The sequence below is a fragment of the Mucilaginibacter rubeus genome (genome assembly GCF_003286415.2).
GTDB lineage: Bacteria > Bacteroidota > Bacteroidia > Sphingobacteriales > Sphingobacteriaceae > Mucilaginibacter > Mucilaginibacter rubeus_A.
This window is the reverse complement of record NZ_CP043450.1, coordinates 6,215,870-6,235,845: the sequence shown is the minus strand read 5'-3', so window position 1 is coordinate 6,235,845 and position 19,976 is coordinate 6,215,870. Positions and strand designations below refer to the sequence as shown.

The 19,976-nt window shown below is 44.0% G+C and carries 18 protein-coding genes; 13 read left to right on the top strand and 5 right to left on the bottom strand.

What is annotated here, in order from left to right:
* Nucleotides 1–30 precede the first annotated feature (30 nt).
* The 7 genes from DEO27_RS25005 (at nt 31) to DEO27_RS24975 (ending at nt 6,797) form a co-directional block, all read left to right on the top strand.
* Nucleotides 31–321 carry a DUF1475 family protein gene (locus tag DEO27_RS25005; RefSeq protein WP_146749976.1) on the top strand — a complete coding sequence of 97 codons (291 nt, stop codon included), beginning with the start codon at nt 31–33 and terminating at the stop codon, nt 319–321.
* Nucleotides 314–1,105 carry a DUF1295 domain-containing protein gene (locus tag DEO27_RS25000; RefSeq protein ID WP_112568314.1) on the top strand — a complete coding sequence of 264 codons (792 nt, stop codon included), beginning with the start codon at nt 314–316 and terminating at the stop codon, nt 1,103–1,105. Before DEO27_RS25005 ends, DEO27_RS25000 begins: the two co-directional genes overlap by 8 nt.
* A 96-nt stretch (nt 1,106–1,201) precedes the next feature.
* Nucleotides 1,202–2,236, top strand: coding sequence for an SAM-dependent methyltransferase (locus DEO27_RS24995; protein WP_112568316.1), 1,035 nt, complete (start codon nt 1,202–1,204; stop codon nt 2,234–2,236).
* Nucleotides 2,233–3,369 (top strand): alpha/beta hydrolase, encoded by a 1,137-nt coding sequence (locus tag DEO27_RS24990; protein ID WP_112568318.1) that lies wholly within the window; start codon nt 2,233–2,235, stop codon nt 3,367–3,369. The genes DEO27_RS24995 and DEO27_RS24990 overlap by 4 nt, the downstream gene beginning before the upstream one ends.
* Before the next feature lies 1 nt (nt 3,370).
* Nucleotides 3,371–4,657, top strand: a complete 1,287-nt coding sequence (locus DEO27_RS24985) for an NAD(P)/FAD-dependent oxidoreductase (protein WP_112568320.1) — start codon at nt 3,371–3,373, stop codon at nt 4,655–4,657.
* A 16-nt stretch (nt 4,658–4,673) separates the two neighbouring features.
* Nucleotides 4,674–5,483, top strand: a complete 810-nt coding sequence (locus DEO27_RS24980) for a DUF1365 domain-containing protein (protein WP_190295229.1) — start codon at nt 4,674–4,676, stop codon at nt 5,481–5,483.
* A 75-nt stretch (nt 5,484–5,558) separates the two neighbouring features.
* Nucleotides 5,559–6,797, top strand: coding sequence for an SAM-dependent methyltransferase (locus DEO27_RS24975; RefSeq protein ID WP_112568324.1), 1,239 nt, complete (start codon nt 5,559–5,561; stop codon nt 6,795–6,797).
* A gap of 17 nt (nt 6,798–6,814) precedes the next feature.
* Here DEO27_RS24975 and DEO27_RS24970 read toward each other — a convergent pair whose 3' ends face one another.
* The 4 genes from DEO27_RS24970 to DEO27_RS24955 are packed head-to-tail and all read right to left on the bottom strand — an operon-like array spanning nt 6,815 to nt 10,588.
* Nucleotides 6,815–8,167: an MFS transporter gene (locus DEO27_RS24970; protein ID WP_112568326.1), complete on the bottom strand. Its 1,353-nt coding sequence runs from the start codon at nt 8,165–8,167 to the stop codon at nt 6,815–6,817.
* Between the two features lie 53 nt (nt 8,168–8,220).
* Nucleotides 8,221–9,030, bottom strand: coding sequence for a molybdopterin-dependent oxidoreductase (locus DEO27_RS24965; RefSeq protein ID WP_190295227.1), 810 nt, complete (start codon nt 9,028–9,030; stop codon nt 8,221–8,223).
* Nucleotides 9,005–9,712, bottom strand: a complete 708-nt coding sequence (locus DEO27_RS24960) for a cytochrome b/b6 domain-containing protein (RefSeq protein ID WP_190295226.1) — start codon at nt 9,710–9,712, stop codon at nt 9,005–9,007. Before DEO27_RS24960 ends, DEO27_RS24965 begins: the two co-directional genes overlap by 26 nt.
* A gap of 39 nt (nt 9,713–9,751) precedes the next feature.
* Nucleotides 9,752–10,588 carry a DUF1223 domain-containing protein gene (locus DEO27_RS24955; RefSeq protein ID WP_112568328.1) on the bottom strand — a complete coding sequence of 279 codons (837 nt, stop codon included), beginning with the start codon at nt 10,586–10,588 and terminating at the stop codon, nt 9,752–9,754.
* 243 nt (nt 10,589–10,831) lie between these two features.
* On the opposite strand from DEO27_RS24955, the gene DEO27_RS24950 reads away from it, so the two are divergent.
* Both DEO27_RS24950 and DEO27_RS24945 read left to right on the top strand, forming a co-directional pair.
* A complete protein-coding gene (locus DEO27_RS24950; RefSeq protein WP_112568330.1) occupies nt 10,832–11,407 on the top strand; it encodes a sigma-70 family RNA polymerase sigma factor in 576 nt (191 codons plus the stop codon).
* A gap of 2 nt (nt 11,408–11,409) precedes the next feature.
* Nucleotides 11,410–11,685, top strand: a complete 276-nt coding sequence (locus DEO27_RS24945; protein ID WP_112568332.1) for a hypothetical protein — start codon at nt 11,410–11,412, stop codon at nt 11,683–11,685.
* 299 nt (nt 11,686–11,984) lie between these two features.
* On the opposite strand, the gene DEO27_RS24940 is transcribed toward DEO27_RS24945, so the two are convergent.
* On the bottom strand, nt 11,985–13,739 hold the full coding sequence (locus DEO27_RS24940; protein ID WP_112568334.1) for a M61 family metallopeptidase: 1,755 nt from the start codon (nt 13,737–13,739) through the stop codon (nt 11,985–11,987).
* Between the two features lie 182 nt (nt 13,740–13,921).
* Between DEO27_RS24940 and DEO27_RS24935 the strand changes: the two genes are divergently transcribed.
* Genes DEO27_RS24935 through DEO27_RS24920 form a run of 4 tightly spaced genes read left to right on the top strand, consistent with a single transcriptional unit; the run spans nt 13,922 to nt 19,974 of the window.
* Entirely contained in the window at nt 13,922–14,389 is a 468-nt protein-coding gene (locus DEO27_RS24935) for a MarR family winged helix-turn-helix transcriptional regulator (protein ID WP_112568336.1), read from the top strand.
* 7 nt (nt 14,390–14,396) lie between these two features.
* The gene (locus DEO27_RS24930; protein WP_112568338.1) at nt 14,397–15,479 is read left to right on the top strand and encodes an efflux RND transporter periplasmic adaptor subunit; all 1,083 of its coding nucleotides are present in this window, start codon (nt 14,397–14,399) and stop codon (nt 15,477–15,479) included.
* Nucleotides 15,480–15,486: 7 nt separating this feature from the next.
* Nucleotides 15,487–18,645, top strand: coding sequence for an efflux RND transporter permease subunit (locus DEO27_RS24925; protein ID WP_112568340.1), 3,159 nt, complete (start codon nt 15,487–15,489; stop codon nt 18,643–18,645).
* Between the two features lie 6 nt (nt 18,646–18,651).
* On the top strand, nt 18,652–19,974 hold the full coding sequence (locus DEO27_RS24920) for a TolC family protein (protein ID WP_112568342.1): 1,323 nt from the start codon (nt 18,652–18,654) through the stop codon (nt 19,972–19,974).
* The last annotated feature ends 2 nt before the right edge of the window (nt 19,975–19,976 follow it).

The following is a 19,976-nucleotide window of genomic DNA, read 5'->3' as shown; positions in this document are numbered from 1 at the left end:
AAAATATTATTCAGTATTGTGTTTGTATGGATGTGTTACGCTGTTGTAAACACAAGCCTGGAGCATAACCTTTTTAAAGAGTGGGATTATTTAGGTGCTGTAGCCTGGATGCGGGCCACGCTTTGGGATTTTTATGCCAACATCCTGGTTATTTACGTATGGATTTGCTACAAAGAGAAAAACTGGCTTTGGAAAATAGTTTGGCTCATATTACTTATTACTTTGGGTAGCCTGGCCAGCTGTGCTTACGTACTTATCCAGCTGTTCAGACTAAAAGATAAAGAAGGTTTAAAAGAATTTTTCGGCCGGCAAAATGGATAACTCAGTTTGGATGTTATTGGTATATTGCCTTATCGTCTGCTGCGGTATCATGGCCCTGGTGTGGCTATGGGCTTACAAGATCAGGAACGCCGGCGTGGTTGATATTTTTTGGTCATATAATTTCCCCGTCATAGCTGTTGTTTTATTTTTTCTTGCTCCTGGTTATCATGACCGGAAGGTGCTCATTTGCGCAATGGTGATTATTGCGGGCGTACGCCTCGGTACACATTTGGCAAAGCGCGTTATTACTCATTTGCATGAAGAGGAGGGGCGCTATCTGCAGCTTCGTAAAGAGTGGGCGCCAAATGCCGAAAGAAAGTTTTTCTTCTTTTTTCAGTTTCAGGCCATGTCAAATGTGCTGCTGGCCATCCCGTTTTTTATAAGCTGCATGAACACCAAAAACGCACTGTCGCCCCTTGAATACATGGGTTTTATCCTTTGGTTCATCAGCGTAACAGGTGAGGCTATCGCCGACAGGCAACTCGCCTTCTTCAAAAAGAACGCGGCAAATAAGGGCAAGGTTTGCAATACTGGTTTGTGGAGCTATTCGCGCCACCCTAATTACTTCTTTGAATGGCTGATGTGGGTTTCCTACTCCATCTTTGCTCTGGCATCGCCCTATGGTTATTTAGCGCTCATCAGTCCGGCAATCATCCTTTATTTGTTATTAAAAGTAACCGGTATCCCTGCTACCGAAGAGCAGGCTATCCGTTCTAAAGGTGAGGCCTATAAACGCTACCAGGAAAGCACCAGTGTTTTTGTGCCCTGGTTTAAAAAACAGTAGCACTCAAAATCCATAGCACTCTTCTTAACGTATAACCATAAAATACAAAATACATTCAGCGTAAAACGTGCTGCGTAATACGTTCAACCTAAAATTATGTGGTACGATAAACTAATAGAACAAGGTCGCGTTCCTGATTTTTTATTGCGGAAAGGTATCCGCAAACTGTTGCAACAACGCCTTGCCGACGAAAACAAAGGCAATGTTGAAGCGCAACAGGCCCATTTAATGAATCTGATAGCCGAACTTAAGGCATCGCCAATTGCTGTAAATACCACCGATGCCAATGAACAGCATTACGAAGTTCCCACTCAATTTTATCAGTACTGCCTGGGTAGAAACCTCAAATATTCAAGCGGGTATTGGAAACCAGGAGTAACCGATATAAACACCTCCGAAGATGATATGCTTGAACTTACCTGCCTGCGGGCCGAGCTTAAGAGTGGGCAGGATGTATTGGAGCTGGGTTGTGGCTGGGGATCGCTGTCTTTATATATGGCAGCTAAGTTTCCGCAAAGCAATTTTAAAGTTGTATCCAACTCGCGCACCCAAAAGGTTTACATTGATGAGCAGGCTCAAAAGCGGGGTATTAGCAACCTGACGGTGATTACTGCAGATATGAACACATTTGATATTGAAGAAAAGTTTGATAGGGTGGTATCTGTAGAGATGTTTGAGCATATGCGTAATTATGAGTTGCTGCTTAAAAAAGTGGCATCATTCCTGAAAGCAGACGGCAAACTGTGGATCCATATTTTTACGCATAAGGAGTACACTTATAAGTTTGAGGTAATTGACGAAACCGACTGGATGAGCAAATACTTTTTTACAGGAGGTATTATGCCCAGCGATGACCTCATGTTTTATTTTAATGATGACCTGGTGGTTGAAAAACACTGGCACGTGAGCGGCAACCACTACAGCAAAACATCAGAGGCATGGCTAAAAAATATGGACAGCCATAAAAGCCAGATCATGCCGCTGTTTGAACAAATCTATGGTGCAGATCAAGCTGTAAAATGGTGGGTATACTGGCGCTTATTTTACATGGCTTGCGCCGAGCTTTGGAATTTCAACAATGGCAACGAGTGGATTGTAAGTCACTATTTATTTCATAAAACCACTGCATGATCCGTCTGGTTATTATCATTATATTATTCCTGGTATCGCTGCTAACTGTTTTTAAAGCATTTGAATACTACATGTGGATGTTTGCCATTATTGCAACTGAGTTTTCCTGGTTTTTTATTTTGTTAACACTAATAGCATTAGGAAGTGGCTACTACACCAATAAATATCAACTTGCCGGCACCATTTTGGGTTTGATTGCCTTGCCGTTTTTTATTTCGCCGATTGTACGGGCCTACACTGTAGCTGGCAGCCTGAAACAAGATTTTACTAAAGCATTTGGGGCCGGGAGTACCATTATCAACGGAGATAATAACCAGAAGTCTTTTAGCTTTTGGAAAATGTTTTCGGGCAATAAAACAGTGAATTACAAACAGCTTAACTATGTTTCGTATGCTGATGGCACAACGCTTTCCATGGATTTCTATCCATCACAAATTGTGGGTAACAGGGCTTGTGTAATTGTAGTGCACGGAGGCGCGTGGAACAAAGGAGATAACAAACAACTCCCCGAACTAAACAGCCATTTGGCGCTGATGGGCTATAATGTAGCTGTGATCAACTATCGGCTTGCACCTCGATATCAAAATCCAGCCCCGGTTGAGGATGTCAATGCCGCTCTTGCTTTTTTAAAAAAACGGGCTGCGGATCTGCATATCGATGCTGGCAGCTTTGTGTTACTTGGCCGTTCGGCCGGAGCGCAGATAGCTTTATTGACTGCTTATGCAGGTCATGATAAAAGCATTAAAGGTGTGATTGATTACTACGGGCCGGCAGATATGGTTTGGGGATATTCTATACCTTCAAGCCCGCTTATTATGGATTCACGCCAGGTAATGCGCGACTATATCGGCGGCTCGTATCAGCAAGTTCCTGAAAAGTTTGCAGCAAGCTCGCCATTGGAATTCATTGATCATCAGTCGCCGCCAACGCTTATTATTCATGGCGATAATGATGTATTGGTATCACCTGAGCATAGCAGGCGCATGAACGAAAAACTGGCTGAGAACGGCGTAAAACATTTTCTGCTTAAGCTTCCGTGGGCAACCCATGGTTTTGATTTTAATTTGAACGGTCCCGGCGGGCAGCTGGCTACCTATACTGTCGAACGCTTTTTAAACACGGTAACCAGATAATATGTTAAAAACAGCCATCATAGGTACAGGCATAGCGGGTATGGGTAGCGCCCATTTCCTCCACAAAACACATGACATTACCATTTACGAGCAAAACGATTACATTGGTGGCCATACCAATACCGTAATTGTTGATGAAGATGGCAGCCCCGTTTACATTGACACCGGCTTTATGGTTTTTAATTATAAAACCTATCCCAACCTTTGCCGCCTGTTTGCAGAGATTGGAGCGCCCGTGAAAAAAACCGATATGAGTTTCAGTGTTCAGCATGTGCCAACAGGCCTGGAGTATTCGGGTTCAAGTGTTAACCATCTGTTTGCCCAGCGCAAAAATATCTTCAATATTAAATATCTAAAAATGCTGATGCAGATCAAGCGTTTTAATGAAGAAAGTATCAAAATTTTGGATGATCCAAAGTATGCCGATTACTCCATCGGGCAATATATCGAGGAGCTTGGCTTTGGCAAGGATATGCTTTGGAAATATCTTGTTCCCATGAGTTCGGCAGTATGGTCTACCCCAATGGAGCAGATGCTTGATTTTCCGGCGGTAACGCTCATCCGTTTTTTTCAAAACCATGGTTTTTTAGGGCTTGATACGCAGCACCAGTGGTATACACTGGATAGGGGCAGCCAAAGCTACCGGGAAATTTTGATCCGGCCGTTTAAGGATCGTATCCACATCAATCGTAAAGCGGTGAAGGTAACCCGCGCAAATGGTAAGGTTACGGTGTATGCTTCAGACGGCACGGCAGAAGCATATGACAGGGTAATCATCGCCACCCATGGCGATCAGGCCCTGAATCTTTTGGAAGCGCCAACCATTGATGAGCAACACGTGCTTTCGTGTTTCAAATATCAGTATAACAAAGCAACCCTGCATACCGACGAAAGTATTATGCCCAAAGCTAAGTTAGCATGGAGCAGCTGGAACTACCGGATACAACAACAAAACGGACAACTTGCGCCAAGCACCATTTACTGGATGAATCAGTTGCAGGGTGTGTCTGATAAAAAGAACTATTTCGTATCCATCAATCCGCATGATAATATCGACTCAAAAAAAATCATCAGGGAAATAGATTATGAACACCCTTTGTTTGATGTACCGGCAATAAATGCCCAGGCCCAGCTGCATAAATTAAACCAAAGCGGACCTGTATATTTTTGCGGCAGTTATTTTAAATATGGTTTTCATGAAGATGCGTTTGCCAGCGCGGTGCAGCTTAGCTCTCAGTTGTTAGGAAAAGCTGTTTATGATCATACACTCATCCAGCCGCCGGTATAACCCGTATATTAACAAAATGGCAAATACGGCTATCAATTCATGCTTATACAAAGCCAAAGTGATGCACCACAGGCTTGCTCCCAAAGAGCATAGCTTTCACTATAATGTTTTCATGTTTTATCTTGACCTGGATGAGATAGACATGCTGGGCAAAAGGCTGAAATTCATGAGCCGAAACCATTTCAACCTGTTTAATTTTAGGGATAAAGACCACTTGCAGTTACCCCGCGAAAACCCGGATATCACGAAAAATGTGCGCCGGCATATTGCTGCTTACCTGCAACAAAACGGGGTATATATTGGAAATGGTCGTATCATGGTACTTACCAATCTGTGTACGCTGGGCTACCAGTTTAACCCGGTGTCGTTTTATTTTTGTTATGACGAGGCCGGTTTGCCGGTTTGCTCGGTTGTTGAGGTTTGCAATACTTTTTTGGAGATGAAGCCCTATTTTTTAGGCCCGGATACCCGGCAGGGAGAGGGATTTAAACTCAATACCGAAAAGTATTTTTATGTGTCGCCCTTCATTGATATGGATACCAATTTTGATTTTGACCTGGGCATTCCGGGTGAAAAGCTAAATGTTAAAATTGACGATTACGATAAACAAGGCAAGCTTTTTTTTATCAGCACACTTCTTGGCGTTAAAAAGCCACTTAGCGATAAAAACCTATTATTATATTTTATTGGTTTTCCGCTCATCACAATAAAAGTGATCGCGCTTATCCACTGGCAGGCATTTAAGCTTTGGCTCAAGAAAATCCCATTTCATAAAAAAGACAGTAACAAGGAGCTACAAAAAGAGGTTTACCGGCCTTACTCATAAAATGAATAGTTCTGCTTAAAACTATCAGGCCGCCTAATTCGTAACTATGGTAATTCAATTATATATCAGCAAATTATGGCAGGCACCTTGTCCGTTGTTAAAAAAAGCAGTTTTTACCAGTATTTAATTCTGAAGTTTTTATCTAAAATGGATAAAGGCACATTACACTTAACGCTTCCCCATGGCGAACAAATTGCTATTGGTACCGGCGAGGGCAATATCAGCGCGAATATCGTGGTAAACGATGAGGATTTTTACAAACGCCTTATCCTGTTTGGTGATATCGGTTTTGGTGAAGCTTATGTTGACGGCTTGTGGGATACCAATAACATTACCAATGTGATAAAATGGGTACTACTTAATATTGAAAACGCTCCCGGCGTATCAGGCAGCAAAACGCAGGCGCTATCATTAAACTTGCTCAGGTTTTTTAACAAGCTTTCGCATTTTAAAAGAGCTAATACGGTAGATGGCTCGCGCAAGAATATATCTGAACATTACGACCTCAATAACGATTTTTTTGCCAGTTTCCTTGATCCCACTATGACTTATTCGGCCGCATATTTTTATAAAGACGGACTAAGCCTGGAGGAAGCACAGCTGGCTAAATATGAAAGGTTATCCCGACAACTACACCTCAAACCCAGTGATCATGTACTGGAGATTGGCAGTGGATGGGGCGGCAACGCCATTTATATGGCCAAAACATACGGCTGTAGGGTAACATCGCTAACAATATCTGAAGAACAACACAAACTGGCAGTTGAACGTGTTGAGGAAGCCGGTTTAGCCGACAAGGTGAGCATTGAACTTAAAGATTACCGCCAAATGGAGGGGATGTTTGATAAGATCGTATCGGTAGAGATGTTGGAAGCCGTGGGACATAATTTTATGGATGTGTACTTTAAAAAATGCCACGACCTGCTTAAAAAGAACGGCATCCTGGCCATACAAGTTATTACATCGCCCGATTCGAGGTATGTCGCGCTTCGCAAGGGGGTAGATTGGATCCAGAAGCATATCTTCCCGGGTTCGCTTTTGCCATCGGTAGGGGCTATCAACAACTCTATCAACCGAACAGGTGATATGACCATGGTAGACCTGAAGGATATGGGCCTGGATTACGCTACAACGCTCAAACTTTGGTTCAATGCATTTAACGCCAATCTGCCAACTGTACGGTCTTTAGGTTTTGATGATCGTTTTATCCGCAAGTGGAATTACTACCTTTGCTACTGCGAAGCAGCATTTGAAATGCGCAATATTAACGTGATGCATTTGGTTTACACAAGGCCCAATAATATTGGCAGATAAATAACCATAGCGGCTAATTAACTACTTACCCGCTTCTCGTCTTCCCTAAACCTGCTGAAGAACACGATTGCCAGCAGGCATAGCACACAGCCGCAAATACCATTTAAACGCAGTCCGTAATCATTGCCCGGATCTTTACCATACACCGTCAGGAAAGCAAACAATGCTATCCCCAGCGTTTGGCCGAGTTTTACAAACAGGTATTTTACCGCGAAGAACATGCCCTCCCGGTTTTCACCGGTTTGTTGGGCGTCGTTTTGGGCTATTTCGGCAAGAATAGCGTTGGGTAATATACCTAACGAAGCCAGCGGAAAAGAGGCGCTGAGTACCAAAGCATAGATCTGTACTTTTGGTGCCATAGGAAATTTTCCCAGGAAAAATATGGCTATAAAAACGAGGCTCAGCAAACCAAAAGAAAATATCACAATCGGTTTTTTTCCTATTTTTTTACTGAGATAATTTACCAGTGGATAAAACACCAGGGATACCAGAACCATGGAGCCCATCAATTCGCCGCCCAGAGATTCGGGCAGTCCCAGCAACGATTTTAAAAAGAATAACAGTCCGCTTGATATGATGCTGAGCGCCATATAAAACGAAAAGTCTGAGATGAGATAATATTTAAAATTGCGGTTTGCGAAAGTTTTTTGAATAGCAGGCAGCAATGGCAGGTGCGATGGCTGACTGTTTGAATATCGTTTTTCATCAATGGCAAACACAGGTACGAGCATCACCAGCCCTGCAAAAATTGCAAGTCCCCAAATGGTATATTGTACCGCGGTATCACGACTGGTAATATGTGTGAAACTTTGTAACCAATCGGCAAAGTTGTTTACCATGGCCGACAGGATAATGCCTATCACAAAACCAACCTGTTGCAAGGATGATAATTCAACCCGTTCGGCGCCGGTGCGTGTAAGCTCGGGGAGCAGCGCATTATAGGGTATAATGTAGGCCGTAGCGCCCATAAAAAAGCAGATAAGGGTAAAAACGAGCCAGTATGCGTTGTGGATGCTTTCGCCCTTTACCAGCGGGCAAAAAGTAAGGGAGCAAAAAACAACAGCCGGAATAATGGCCCATTTCATATATGGGATTCGCCTGCCTTTGCGGTTTTCGCTTTTATCGCTTAGCGAAGCAATAAAAGGATCAAAAAAAGCATCAACCAAACGCCCCGAAGCAGTTATGGCCGACATGATATTAAACACCCCGAAAAGCAGCAGCTGGGGAACTAAGGGAGTAAGCCGGGCATTACTTGGCGGCAAATAAAAGTAGGGCAGCATCACAATAATAATATTGGTCATGATGCTCCAGCCTATCATTCCGCAGGCATAGGCAAGCTGTTTGGAAAGTGGTGGTTTATCCGCTGGCATCTAATGCAATATGCAAATATTACATCAGATATCTCAAAGGTTTAACGGGATCTTTACAACCCGGCGTAATAATCATATCCCTGTTCGGCCCAGTAATCGGGGGGGCGGGTATTGCTAAAGTTGATACTCCCAATCCGCTTCAGGTTTTTGATGCCATATTTAACCGGAATAATGAGCCGTAACGGCGCGCCATGTTTAGGCGGCAGCGGTTTTTCATTTACCTCATAGGCCAGTAAGGTTTGCGGGTGCATAGCGCTCGGCATATCAACCCCCACATAATATTCCTTATCGGGTGTCTCCATGCCAACATATTCAAATTGAGTTTCGGCGTCAAGCTTAAAATGCGCTATAAAATCGCTGAATTTTACACCGCCCCAGTGCGAGATCTGGTCCCAGCCCTCAACACATTTAAAATCATAAATGATTTCGGTTTTGGGTAGTTTCCTTATTTCGTCGATACCAATATTCAGCACCTCGCCGCTATTTTTTTTGACTGATAATTTCCAGGCATCTACATCAATTAGTCCTTCCGATCCTATATCGCTGTTATGGCGCACCACTTTGGCTGCCATTTCTTTTGGATAAGTTTTTACAAGGTTGTGATTGCTGTATAACTGGCGCACTACTTTTTCGTTGGCGTTAAGTACGTCACGTAATGGGCCATGGGCACCTGCGGTTATGCCGCCTGTTTCTTCGGGCGAAGTGTACAGCCAGCGCCAGCCGCCATAAGCCGCGCTGCCCAAAGCCAGGAAACTACCGAAGGCGATAAAATTGCGGCGACTTATCTTCTGCTCAACAGTAAGCTCCTTTTTGGGGGCTTTATTTTTGCTGAAAACCTTACTCAGCTTTTTCGTTAATTTCATCGTTTTGAATTTGAATAGCGGGTTGCGGTTTTTCGTCAATCACCTCAAAGCCCGAAATAACCGATCTGAAATTGTTCCAGCCGGCAAGTACAACCTGTACAACATGTACCAGGAAAAACAACACATAACCAATGGTGAGTACAAAATGCCATATGCGCGCTAAATGGTAACCGCCGCAAAGCCAGGCCAGGTAATTAAACTGTACCGGCTTGTATATGGCCAGTCCTGTAATTAACGAGCCAAAGCCCATTACAATTATGGCGGTGTAGGCAATACGTTGGGCGGCGTTGTATTTGTTTTGAGGTGGCGCCATTTTACGGATATGCAGGTCGTGCAAAATCACCAGCCAGGCTTCTTTAAATGAATGTTTATTGGGCACCAGTTCCCGCCACTGACCGGATATAATGGTGTATGATACGTACAGAAACCCGTTCAGCGCGAAAAACCACATAAACAAAAAGTGGAAAGCCATACCCTCGGCCAAACGTTTTGGGATATGCAAGGCGTCATAAAACTCCTGCGGAAAAAACCGGATAAAAGTAACGCCAAAAAGCGTGAACGTATAGGTGTCGTTAGCCCAGTAAATAAGCAGCCCGCTCCAGATCATGATGGTCAGGATAGGGAAGTTTACCCAGTGTGTCCAGCGCATTAACAGCGGGTGTTTTTCTTTAATCACTTTCATTTAAATGGCCGTTTTAGTTTTTGCACAAACCGTGTTTAACTATTGTATGTTTTTAGCTTCCCCTGGGCCGCCGCTATCTGCCGATACTTTAAATGAGGTCTTTGCCGCGCTTAAAATATTTCCGTTACCGGTATTTTGCACAAAGCCTATTATTTCCCATCCCTGGGTATCAAACCCTGCGGGTAAGGCGATGTTCGCGTTGCCGCTTGTGTTGTTTAAAGGGATTGTTTGCAGGTTGCGTACAATTTGGGTATGTGCCAGTGTGCGGCCGCCATTTTCGCCACGCTCAACTTTTACAACAGCTTGTTTTTGAACCAATGCGAGGGATATTACACTGTGTGGGTTATCTGTTTCTCCTTCAATTTTATATTGTACCGAAGCTGAATTGTTGGCATTGCGTGTAGCGTTGAGCATTAACCTTGTACTGCTGTTGCCTTGCAGCCCGGCTTTGATGGCGTTGCGTAAAGCGCCTTCCTGCGAACCTACAAATTCCGTTTTGCCATTAACCACAATCTGCGGGGTATATACCTGCGACAGGTTCAACCAATTAGCGTACTCATTTTGCCGTTTCGAATAATCGGCACTGCTGAAAACATCTTTCCAGCCAAGACGGTTCCAATAATCAACATGGTAGGCTAAAATATAAATGGGCTTATCGCCAATTTCTTTCTGCACTTTGGCCACCAGGTTATCGGCCGATGGACAGCTTGAGCATCCTTCAGAAGTGAATAGCTCTACCAATGCAAAGCCTTTACCATCAAACACCGGCGTTTTACTATTTCCTTTGGCTGTATTTTTACAATTAGTAAAAGCGACTGAAAGAGCTATCGCGCCGATTAAAAGCGGCACGAGCGCGATTACTTTGATCTTTTCCATATTATTTAGATTAAATGATATACGTTTTTACTGCTTTGTCGGGTTTACGGGGATAACCTTACAATAAATTTTTTCTTTTTTGGCTGATATAAATATCGGCATAATAAGCTCATTATCAATGAGGATAATGCAGGGTGTAATAAATGGAATGGCTTGGTTTAAAATAAACCTAATTTTGAGTTTAATTTGTAAGGATTAGCGCCTGCGCCCGACTAACGTGGTATTGTATCAGCTTAAGCATTCATGATATCCGAAACTAATGTATTAAACCCGCACAAATGGGTTGCCACCTATGCCGATTACCTGTATATGTATGCCATTGTGCGTATCAATGACGAGGACCTGGCTAAAGACCTGGTGCAGGAAACTTTTTTAGCAGCGCTTGAAAGGGTTGACAGGTTTGAGGGCAGGAGCACCGAACGAACGTGGCTTACAGCAATTCTTAAAAATAAAATTATTGATGTGTACCGGAAAAAATCGTCAGGCTTGGCTATAGCTGCTGCAAATAAAGCCACACAGGAGCAGGATGAATTTTTTGATGAAGGGAATGGTCATTGGAAACCTGAGTATGCGCCGCAACCCATTGCCGGGATGGATGAGCAGGATCCATTATTGAAAAAGGAACTGAACAAAATTTTACAATTATGCCTGCAAAAGCTCCCTGCACTGTGGAACGCGGTTTTTACCATGAAGCACATTGATGATGCCGCAACCGAGCATATTTGCACCGAACTTCATGTTACCCAGGCTAATTTCTGGGTAATTATTCACCGGGCAAAAGTTAACCTGAGGGCTTGCCTCCAAAAAAACTGGAATTAAAAATGAGTTACCTGAAAAAAGTCATATACAACTGTAAACAAGCTACTTTCCTTATCGAAAAAAAGCAGCTTAAACGGCTTAGCTTTCGCGAGGAAATAGAGTTGCGCATTCACCTGGCGGGTTGCGGCATGTGTGTGTTATACAATAAACAAAGTCGCATTATCAATAATATGGTAAAGCAACTTTTTCATGATTCGTTAAAGAATGAGCTGAAATTGGACGAGGATTTTAAAGCAGAGCTGCAAGCAAAGATTGAGGAAGGGTTGGGTAATAATTAGATCTTATTGTGAAGACATATATACCACACCTTTGACGCAAGTGTTGTGTGGCTACCTGCGGGTATTGCTCCCTTGTGCCTGCCCACGAGCGTTAACGGGTATCATGCTGAGCCAGTCAAAGCATAGTGGGTAGGGCCTCTGCGCGCGTTCTTCGACTGGTTCAGGGTGACAGTCCCTATACATTTAATGTCACTTCACTTTTTAAAAGTTTAATTTTCTCCTTCCCCAGGAATAACAAGTTTTCAAACGAAAAAAGGGCCAGCTTTTCAGCCGGCCCTCCATTATTAATAAAACATATCTTATATACTCAACCACTTTTTCCTTACAACCAGTTGCTGTTCGGTTGGGTTGTCAATTGTAGCAATGTTGTATTTAACGCGGTTGCTTTTCAGCAGGGTAACCGGCAGGATAATGGCTTGTCCGTCGCGGGTTACAGTAACCTGGATCTTATCTCCCGGGTTTTTATCTTTGATCATGGTTGCCGCGTCGGTAACGGGATTGCCATCAATAGCGGTGATTTCGTCGTTAACGTTAATGCCGTCTATATAGGCTGCAGTGCCGCGTTGTACTCCGGTAACAATAATTTTTTTGGCGGCGTTTGTGGCTGTAGTGATTCCTAAGGCCGCATCGTTTTTGCCAGCCAGTTCATCAACTATCTTGTAACCCGCATAGCCCAAGTATTTGCTATAATCTACAGGAGTTAAGCCATTGATGTATTTAGCATAAAAGTCATCCAGTTTTTTACCAGCAAATTTTTCAAAGGCGGCTTTAAACTCTGCATCGGTATAACCGCGTTTTTTTGTTTTGTAAAACTGGGTATACATATATCTCATCGCATCATCTAAGGAGTATTTGCCTTTGCTGTCGTTAATGATCTGCAGGTCCAGCATCATACCAATAATCGCTCCCTTGTTGTAGTACGATATGGTGCTGTTGTTTGAGTTTTCGTTAGGGCGATATGCCTTGATCCAGGCGTCGAAGCTTGATTCGGCAACGGTTTGTACATCCTTGCCCGGCAGGTTTTCAAGGATGTTGAATTCGCCCTCCAAAGTGTCAAAATAATTTTCGACAGGGAACAATTGCGTACGGCGAACAATAATGCCCTGGTAATATTCGGTAAAGCCTTCGGCTATCCACAGGTTGGTGGTATAGTTTTCATTATCATAATCAAACGGACCTAAAACAATTGGGCGCAGGCGTTTTACATTCCACAAATGAAAATGCTCATGCGCAACCAGGCCTAAAAAGCTTTGGTAGCCTTTATCGTTAGCGTAATTGTCGCGCGAAGCGCCTAAAACAGTCGAGCTCAGGTGCTCCAAACCACCACCGTTGCGTTGGCGATTATGTACTATAAATACATAGTGCTTGTTAGGGTTTTCACCAAATACAGCAGTTTCCTGGTCAACAATTTTGTGGATATCGGCTTTTAGCTTCTCCCTGTCGTAGTTGCCACCGCCATACATGCAAATTTCATAATGAACGCCAGATGCGTCAAAGCCAAAAACATCCTGGTTACCCACTTCAATAGGCGAATCAAACAGGATATCGAAATTGGGCGATAACCGGGTAAAAGGATCATTATTTACCATATCTAAGCTGGTGGAAACCTTATCCCAGTTTTTATAAGGCTTAATATGGATGGTAGCCGGCGAATGCAGCATGTTGGCCGGATAAATAAAGATGCCGGTAGTTGAAAGGAATGCATGTGACGCATCAATAAAGCTGGTGCGTACCGAAAGCTCAAAGGCATAAACGCGGTATTTTACTGTTACCGATGAAATTCCTTTTGTAACAATTTGCCAGGTGTTCTTATTGATTTTGGGTGCTGCAACCGGCTTGCCGCTGGTTTCGGCACTTAATGATTCGATGTTTTTAGCGAATTCGCGGACAAGGTATGAACCGGGTGTCCATACCGGCATTTTCAGTTCAAGGGTGTTTTGCTGAAGCCCGGTAATATGCATTTCGATATCGGCATAATGGGCCTGGGCTTCTGGAAACGAAACATTGTAGGTAATCTGAGCGTTGGCGGCTGCCTCGCTGATGGTAGTACTCATAATTAAAATCGTTAGAAAAAATAACGTGCGTAGGTTGGTCAGTTTCATGCACGCAATTTATAAAAATTATATAATCAGTTAAATATCTGGCATTCCTGTGCCCAAAACGCCGTTGTAAAATGGTTGATACATGCAACTATTGTTAATATTATGCTATTAGTTTTACAACGATTTTAAGTAAAATGGAACTGATTGAACCTATTTCGCGCAAGCTGCTCCGCTTGGGTAAATTGTACCTGGATGTACTGGTAAAGCAAACCGCTCATCTGGAAGTTACAAGGTACCATTATATCCTTTCGCTCATTTATGTTCATGACGGACAGCTTACGCAAAACGCGCTGGCGCATATGCTGGGCAAGGATAAATCGGCCATGGTGAACATCATTAACCTGCTATCGTCAAGAGGATTTGTTTACCGCGAAAATAACCCGAACGACAGGCGCCAACAATTACTACGGGTAACCGAAAAGGCTAAACTGGCCGTACCCCAGATACTCGAAACATTTGAAAACATAAACACTGATATTACCGATGGCATATCTGAAGCCGATATGCAGGTGTTTGAAAGTGTACTTACCCGGATGCACAAAAATTTAAAACCATTAATATCACCCGAAACAACCCTACAAGCTAAACCACACACGGATTAAACAAAGTATGAAAACGAAATATATTATTTACACGGCGCTGGCCCTGCTGGTTGCCTATTTAATTTACAACAAATTTTTTAGCGAGGGGGCAAAAAAATCGGCCGCGGCTATGGCTTCGGGCAAGGGTGATAAGAAAAAAGGAGGCGGCCCCGTAGGTGTTAACGTCATGATAGTTAAGGATACCGCCGTAAATAATATCATTGATATAACCGGTACTATTGATGCTAATGAAAAAGTGAGCCTGATAAGCCAGACAGCGGGGAATATCACAGGCATATATTTTAATGAAGGTAGTAAAGTAACAAAGGGACAGTTGCTGGTAAAAGTTTACAACCAGGACCTGGAAGCATCCCTGCAACAAAACCAGTACCAGGTAGCATTGGCAAAGCAGCAAGAAAGCCGTAACCGTCAGTTGCTTCAAAAAGAAGCTATAAGCCAGGAAGAATATGATACTTCATTAACCGCATTAAACTCGTTAAAGGCGGCTGCCGATGTAATCAAGGCGCAAATTGCGCGTACCGAGATCCGTGCACCATTTTCAGGTATTATTGGTTTAAGAAATGTGAGCCCGGGCAGTTACCTGTCGCCGTCGTCGCCAATAGCTAATTTGGTTAATATCGATCCGGCTAAAGTAACTTTTTCTGTTCCTGAAAGATACCTTTCTATCCTTGGTCCGGGCAGCAAGATCAGGTTCAGGACAGAAAGCTCGATGGAGAATTTTACAGGTACAGTGTACGCTATCGACCCTTCAATTGATGCCAGCTCACGTACCATTACCGTACGTGCTAAAGCGCCAAACCCTAAGGGAATACTTACAGCAGGCAGCTTTGCCAAAATCAACCTGACATTAGATCAGATTCCAAAAACTATTTTGCTGCCAACAGAGGCGGTTATCCCCGATTTGAAAAGTAGCCTGGTGTGGATTTACCATAACGGCATCGCGGTGTCAAAACCGGTTAAAACAGATCTGCGTACCGATACCAAGATCCAGGTTATTGAAGGTTTACAACCCGGCGATAGCGTGGTAGTATCAGGCTTGATCCAAATGCGACCAAAAGTGCCTTTGAAAATTTTAAAAGTTATTAAATAAACCAGATATGAGTTTATCCTCAGTAAGTATTAAACGGCCGGTATTGGCAACAGTAATGTCTGTGGTTATTGTTGTGTTTGGTATTATCGGTTATAAGTTTTTAGGGGTGAGGGATTTCCCTTCGGTAGATCCGCCTATTATTTCGGTATCAACCAGTTATTCTGGTGCCAATGCCGATGTAATTGAATCACAGATAACGGAGCCGCTTGAAAAATCAATCAACGGTGTGCCGGGCATCCGTAATATATCGTCAACCAGTTCTGTTGGTCAGAGTAATATTACGGTTGAGTTTGACCTTGATGCCGACCTGGAAACGGCCGCTAACGACGTGCGCGACAAAGTGAGCCAGGCCCAGCGCCAGCTGCCACAGGATATTAACGCCCCGCCGGTAGTAACTAAAGCGGATGCCAGCGCCGACCAGATCATTACCCTTACCGTAAGCAGTAATACCCGTAACATAAACCAGCTGGATGATTACGCGGAGAACGTGCTGCTGGAAGGTTTGCAAACCATCCCGGGGGTAAGTACCATCAACGTACAGGGACAGCGCCAGTATGCTATGCGCCTTTGGATTGACCCAAAGAAACTTTCGGCGCTTGGGGTTACAGCCACTGATATTGGGGCCGCCCTGGCCAAAGAGAACGTGGAATTGCCTGCCGGTAAAATTGAAGGTAATAATACCGAGGTTACCATCAGGGCATTGGGTAAACTGGCAACCGAAAAAGATTTTAACAACCTCATTATTCGTGCAGATAGCAGCAGGGTGATCAGGCTGAGCGATATTGGTTATGCCGTATTGGGTTCGGCTAATGAGGAAACCATATTTAAAGAGTCGGGCGTACCGATGGTTGGTTTAGCCCTTGTGCCGCAGCCTGGTGCCAATTATGTGCAGATAGCCAAAGATTTTTATGCCCGTTTGGAGCAGATCAAAAAAGATCTTCCGCCAGATATTTCAGTAAAAGTAGCTTTGGATAATACAAGGTTCATTAACCAGTCGATATCTGAAGTGCAGGAAACACTCATCGTGGCGTTTGTGTTGGTGGTAATTATCATTTACCTTTTCTTCCGCGACTGGCTTATCGCTTTCCGTCCGTTGATAGATATCCCGGTATCCCTGATCGGGGCCTTCTTTATCATGTATATCTTCGGTTTCTCCATCAATATATTAACCCTGCTGGGGATAGTACTGGCAACAGGCCTGGTGGTGGATGACGGTATAGTAGTAACGGAGAATATCTATAAAAAGGTGGAGGCTGGTATGGCTATCCGCAAAGCGGCTTTTGAAGGCTCGGCCGAGATCTTTTTCGCGGTGGTATCCACATCGGTTACGTTGGCCGCTGTGTTTTTACCCATTGTGTTTTTACAGGGCTTCACCGGTCGTTTATTCCGCGAATTTGCGGTGGTGGTAGCGGGGGCGGTGTTGATATCAGCGTTCGTGTCCCTGTCATTAACACCGATGCTTAACGTTAAGCTGATCCGTAAAAATCAAAAGAAATCGAAGTTTTACGAAAGAACAGAGCCATTCTTTGTAAATATGATCAACTCTTATTCAGAGTCGCTTGTTAAGTTTATGAAGCGTAAATGGGTATCGTTCGTTATTCTGGCGGCATCACTTGTTATTATTGGCATTCTGGTAAAAGTTATCCCATCTGAGCTTGCTCCGCTTGACGACCGCAGCTTACTCCGGTACAGCGTTACCGGATCGGAAGGTGCAACCTATGAATACATGACCCGCTACATGGATAAGGTATCCAACCTTGTTGCCGACTCCATTCCTGAGGCTAACGTTAACCTTGAAATTGTTTCACCGTCATTTGGCGGTGGCGGAGCTTCAAATACCGGCTTTGGTAGGGTAGGGCTTGTTGGCCCGGAGGAGCGTAAGCGTACCCAGCAGGAACTTGCCGACTGGTTGAATGGCAAACTGCGTAAAATGCCTGATGCCCGTGCTATTGTGGTGCAGGAGCAAACCATCAGCGGCGGCGGTTCAGGTTCAAAAACATCGTTACCGGTTCAGTATGTTATCCAGAACCAGGATTTTGAAAAGATCCGGAAGGTGCTGCCAACTTTTTTTGCCGAGGTATCAAAAAGCCCGGTTTTCCAGGGGACAGACGTTAACCTGAAATTTACCAAGCCTGAGCTGCGCGTGGTTACCGACCGTGAGCGCGCCCGCGATTTGGGTGTTTCGGTTGATGATATAGCTCAAACGCTGCAATTGTATTACAGCGCCGGCCGTTTGGATTACTTCCTGATAAACGGTAAGCAATATCAGGTAATAGCACAGGTTGACCGTGCCAACCGCGATCAGCCGCTCGATCTGCGGTCTATTTACGTACGCAGCTCAAAAGGCACTTTGGTGCAGCTGGATAACGTAGTTAAAACTACCGAAGGAGCAACGCCGCCCGCTATTTACCATTTTAACCGCTACAAATCAGCAACACTCTCGGCCGGGTTGGCCCCGGGTTATACTGTTGGGGATGGTATCAAGGAAATGGACAGGATTTCGAAAAGTCTGCTCGATGATACTTTTAGTACTGCGCTAAGCGGTCCTTCGCGTGACTACGCCGAAGGTTCATCAAACATTCTCTTTGCATTCGGTTTCGCGTTGTTGCTCATCTACCTGGTGCTTGCAGCCCAGTTTGAAAGCTTTATGGATCCGCTTATTGTGATGCTTACCGTGCCGCTGGCTATCTCTGGCGCATTTTTATCACTGTGGCTGTTTAACCAAACCCTTAATATTTTCAGCGAGATCGGGATCATTACCCTCGTGGGCTTAGTAACCAAAAATGGTATTTTGATTGTGGAGTTTGCCAACCAGCGTATGGAGCAGGGCGTAGCCAAATATGAGGCTGTTGTTGAAGCTGCCACGGCGCGTTTACGCCCGATATTAATGACAAGTTTGGCCGTGGTGCTCGGTGCCGTACCTATCGCGTTTGCATTGGGTGCCGGTGCAAAAAGCCGTGTATCATTAGGTATTGTTATTATGGGTGGGATGTTATTTTCACTGGTGCTAACCCTGTACATTATCCCGATGATGTATTTGCTGCTGGCCGCTAAATCCCGTAAAGATCACGACCATGACCCAGAGGATCTGGCTGCCGAAGCCGAAATAGCTGAGGCCGCCCGTCACCCACATCACCACGAACCTAAACTGATCGAAAACCTGTAATATAATATGATGATCAAGAAAATAGCTTGCCTGGTTTTTACTTTCGCGATGGCATCGGCCATCGCGAAAGCCCAGCAGCCGGCGCAACCATTGCTATCCCTTAAAGACGCGGTGGAAATAGCCCTAAAGAATAACTATAATATTAAGTTGTCGCAAAACAATTCAACCATCGCGTCAAACAACGTTAGTGCGGGTAACGCGGGTATGCTGCCACAACTTAATGGTAGCTTTACCGATAACAACAGCCGCCAGTCAACCAAACAAACGCTTAACACTGGCAAATACAATAACATTAATGCCCATAACTCTAACAACAGCTATGGCGTAAACCTTAACTGGACAATTTTTGACGGCTTTGGTATGTTCGCCAACTACGATCAGCTTAAACAGCTGGATAAGCTTGGTGTTTTAAGGTTACAGGATACCGTACAACGTACCGTTGCCAGTGTGATCAATACATATTACGACCTCATTAGTCAAAACGAACAGGTTAAGGCATTGAAAGGGGCGATAGACATATCCAGGACACAGCTACGTATTGCTACCGATAAATTTAATGTAGGTCGCGCCTCGAGGCTTGATGTATTAAACGCGCAGGTAAATTTGAATACTGATACCGGTAATCTGATTATCCAGTACCAGTTATTTAAATCAACCAAAATACAGCTTAACCAGTTATTGATCCGCGATCTGCAAACGGATTTTTCGGTGGCAGACACCATTGTGGTTGATGATAAACTTATTTTGGCCGATGTACTTAACAACGCGCAGCTGCAAAACCCGGGAATCTTATCGGCACAAATTAACCAGCGCCTGGCCGAGATCAATCTGAAACAGGTACGCTCGACACGTTACCCGCAGGTTGGTTTAACGTCTGGCTATGTGTTTACCAATAGCAAAACACCCGCAGGTTTTACCATATCACAAAATGCACACGGGCTTAACTACGGACTAACCGCAAGCATTAATATTTTTGACGGCTTTAACCAAAACAGGCGCGAAAAAAATGCTAAGATCCAGATTGATAATGCCGGTATTGCTGCCAAACAAACCAAGCTGAATATTGAAAGCCAGATCAACAGTTTGTTTGTTGCCTACCTTTCGGGGCTCGACCTGGTAAAACTGGAAGAAGCTAACGTGAACCTTAACAAAAAGAACCTGGATATTACGCTTGATAAATATAAGCTGGGCAATATTACGCCACTTGAGGTAAGGGAAGCACAACGCAATTACCTCGACGCGCAATCAAAATTTTTTGCCGCGCAGTACCAGAGTAAACAGGCCGAGATCATGTTAAAACAAATCACCAATAGTATTAACATCCAATAAAA

Coding starts and splice junctions, on each gene's coding strand:
- DEO27_RS24930 (WP_112568338.1), top strand. CDS start 14,397: ATGAAAACGAAATATATTATTTACACGGCGCTGGCCCTGCTGGTTGCC.
- DEO27_RS24970 (WP_112568326.1), bottom strand. CDS start 8,167: ATGCCAGCGGATAAACCACCACTTTCCAAACAGCTTGCCTATGCCTGC.
- DEO27_RS24995 (WP_112568316.1), top strand. CDS start 1,202: ATGTGGTACGATAAACTAATAGAACAAGGTCGCGTTCCTGATTTTTTA.
- DEO27_RS24990 (WP_112568318.1), top strand. CDS start 2,233: ATGATCCGTCTGGTTATTATCATTATATTATTCCTGGTATCGCTGCTA.
- DEO27_RS24955 (WP_112568328.1), bottom strand. CDS start 10,588: ATGGAAAAGATCAAAGTAATCGCGCTCGTGCCGCTTTTAATCGGCGCG.
- DEO27_RS24975 (WP_112568324.1), top strand. CDS start 5,559: ATGGCAGGCACCTTGTCCGTTGTTAAAAAAAGCAGTTTTTACCAGTAT.
- DEO27_RS25005 (WP_146749976.1), top strand. CDS start 31: ATGTGTTACGCTGTTGTAAACACAAGCCTGGAGCATAACCTTTTTAAA.
- DEO27_RS24945 (WP_112568332.1), top strand. CDS start 11,410: ATGAGTTACCTGAAAAAAGTCATATACAACTGTAAACAAGCTACTTTC.
- DEO27_RS24950 (WP_112568330.1), top strand. CDS start 10,832: ATGATATCCGAAACTAATGTATTAAACCCGCACAAATGGGTTGCCACC.
- DEO27_RS24935 (WP_112568336.1), top strand. CDS start 13,922: ATGGAACTGATTGAACCTATTTCGCGCAAGCTGCTCCGCTTGGGTAAA.
- DEO27_RS24940 (WP_112568334.1), bottom strand. CDS start 13,739: ATGAGTACTACCATCAGCGAGGCAGCCGCCAACGCTCAGATTACCTAC.
- DEO27_RS24980 (WP_190295229.1), top strand. CDS start 4,674: ATGGCAAATACGGCTATCAATTCATGCTTATACAAAGCCAAAGTGATG.
- DEO27_RS25000 (WP_112568314.1), top strand. CDS start 314: ATGGATAACTCAGTTTGGATGTTATTGGTATATTGCCTTATCGTCTGC.
- DEO27_RS24920 (WP_112568342.1), top strand. CDS start 18,652: ATGATGATCAAGAAAATAGCTTGCCTGGTTTTTACTTTCGCGATGGCA.
- DEO27_RS24985 (WP_112568320.1), top strand. CDS start 3,371: ATGTTAAAAACAGCCATCATAGGTACAGGCATAGCGGGTATGGGTAGC.
- DEO27_RS24965 (WP_190295227.1), bottom strand. CDS start 9,030: ATGAAATTAACGAAAAAGCTGAGTAAGGTTTTCAGCAAAAATAAAGCC.
- DEO27_RS24925 (WP_112568340.1), top strand. CDS start 15,487: ATGAGTTTATCCTCAGTAAGTATTAAACGGCCGGTATTGGCAACAGTA.
- DEO27_RS24960 (WP_190295226.1), bottom strand. CDS start 9,712: ATGAAAGTGATTAAAGAAAAACACCCGCTGTTAATGCGCTGGACACAC.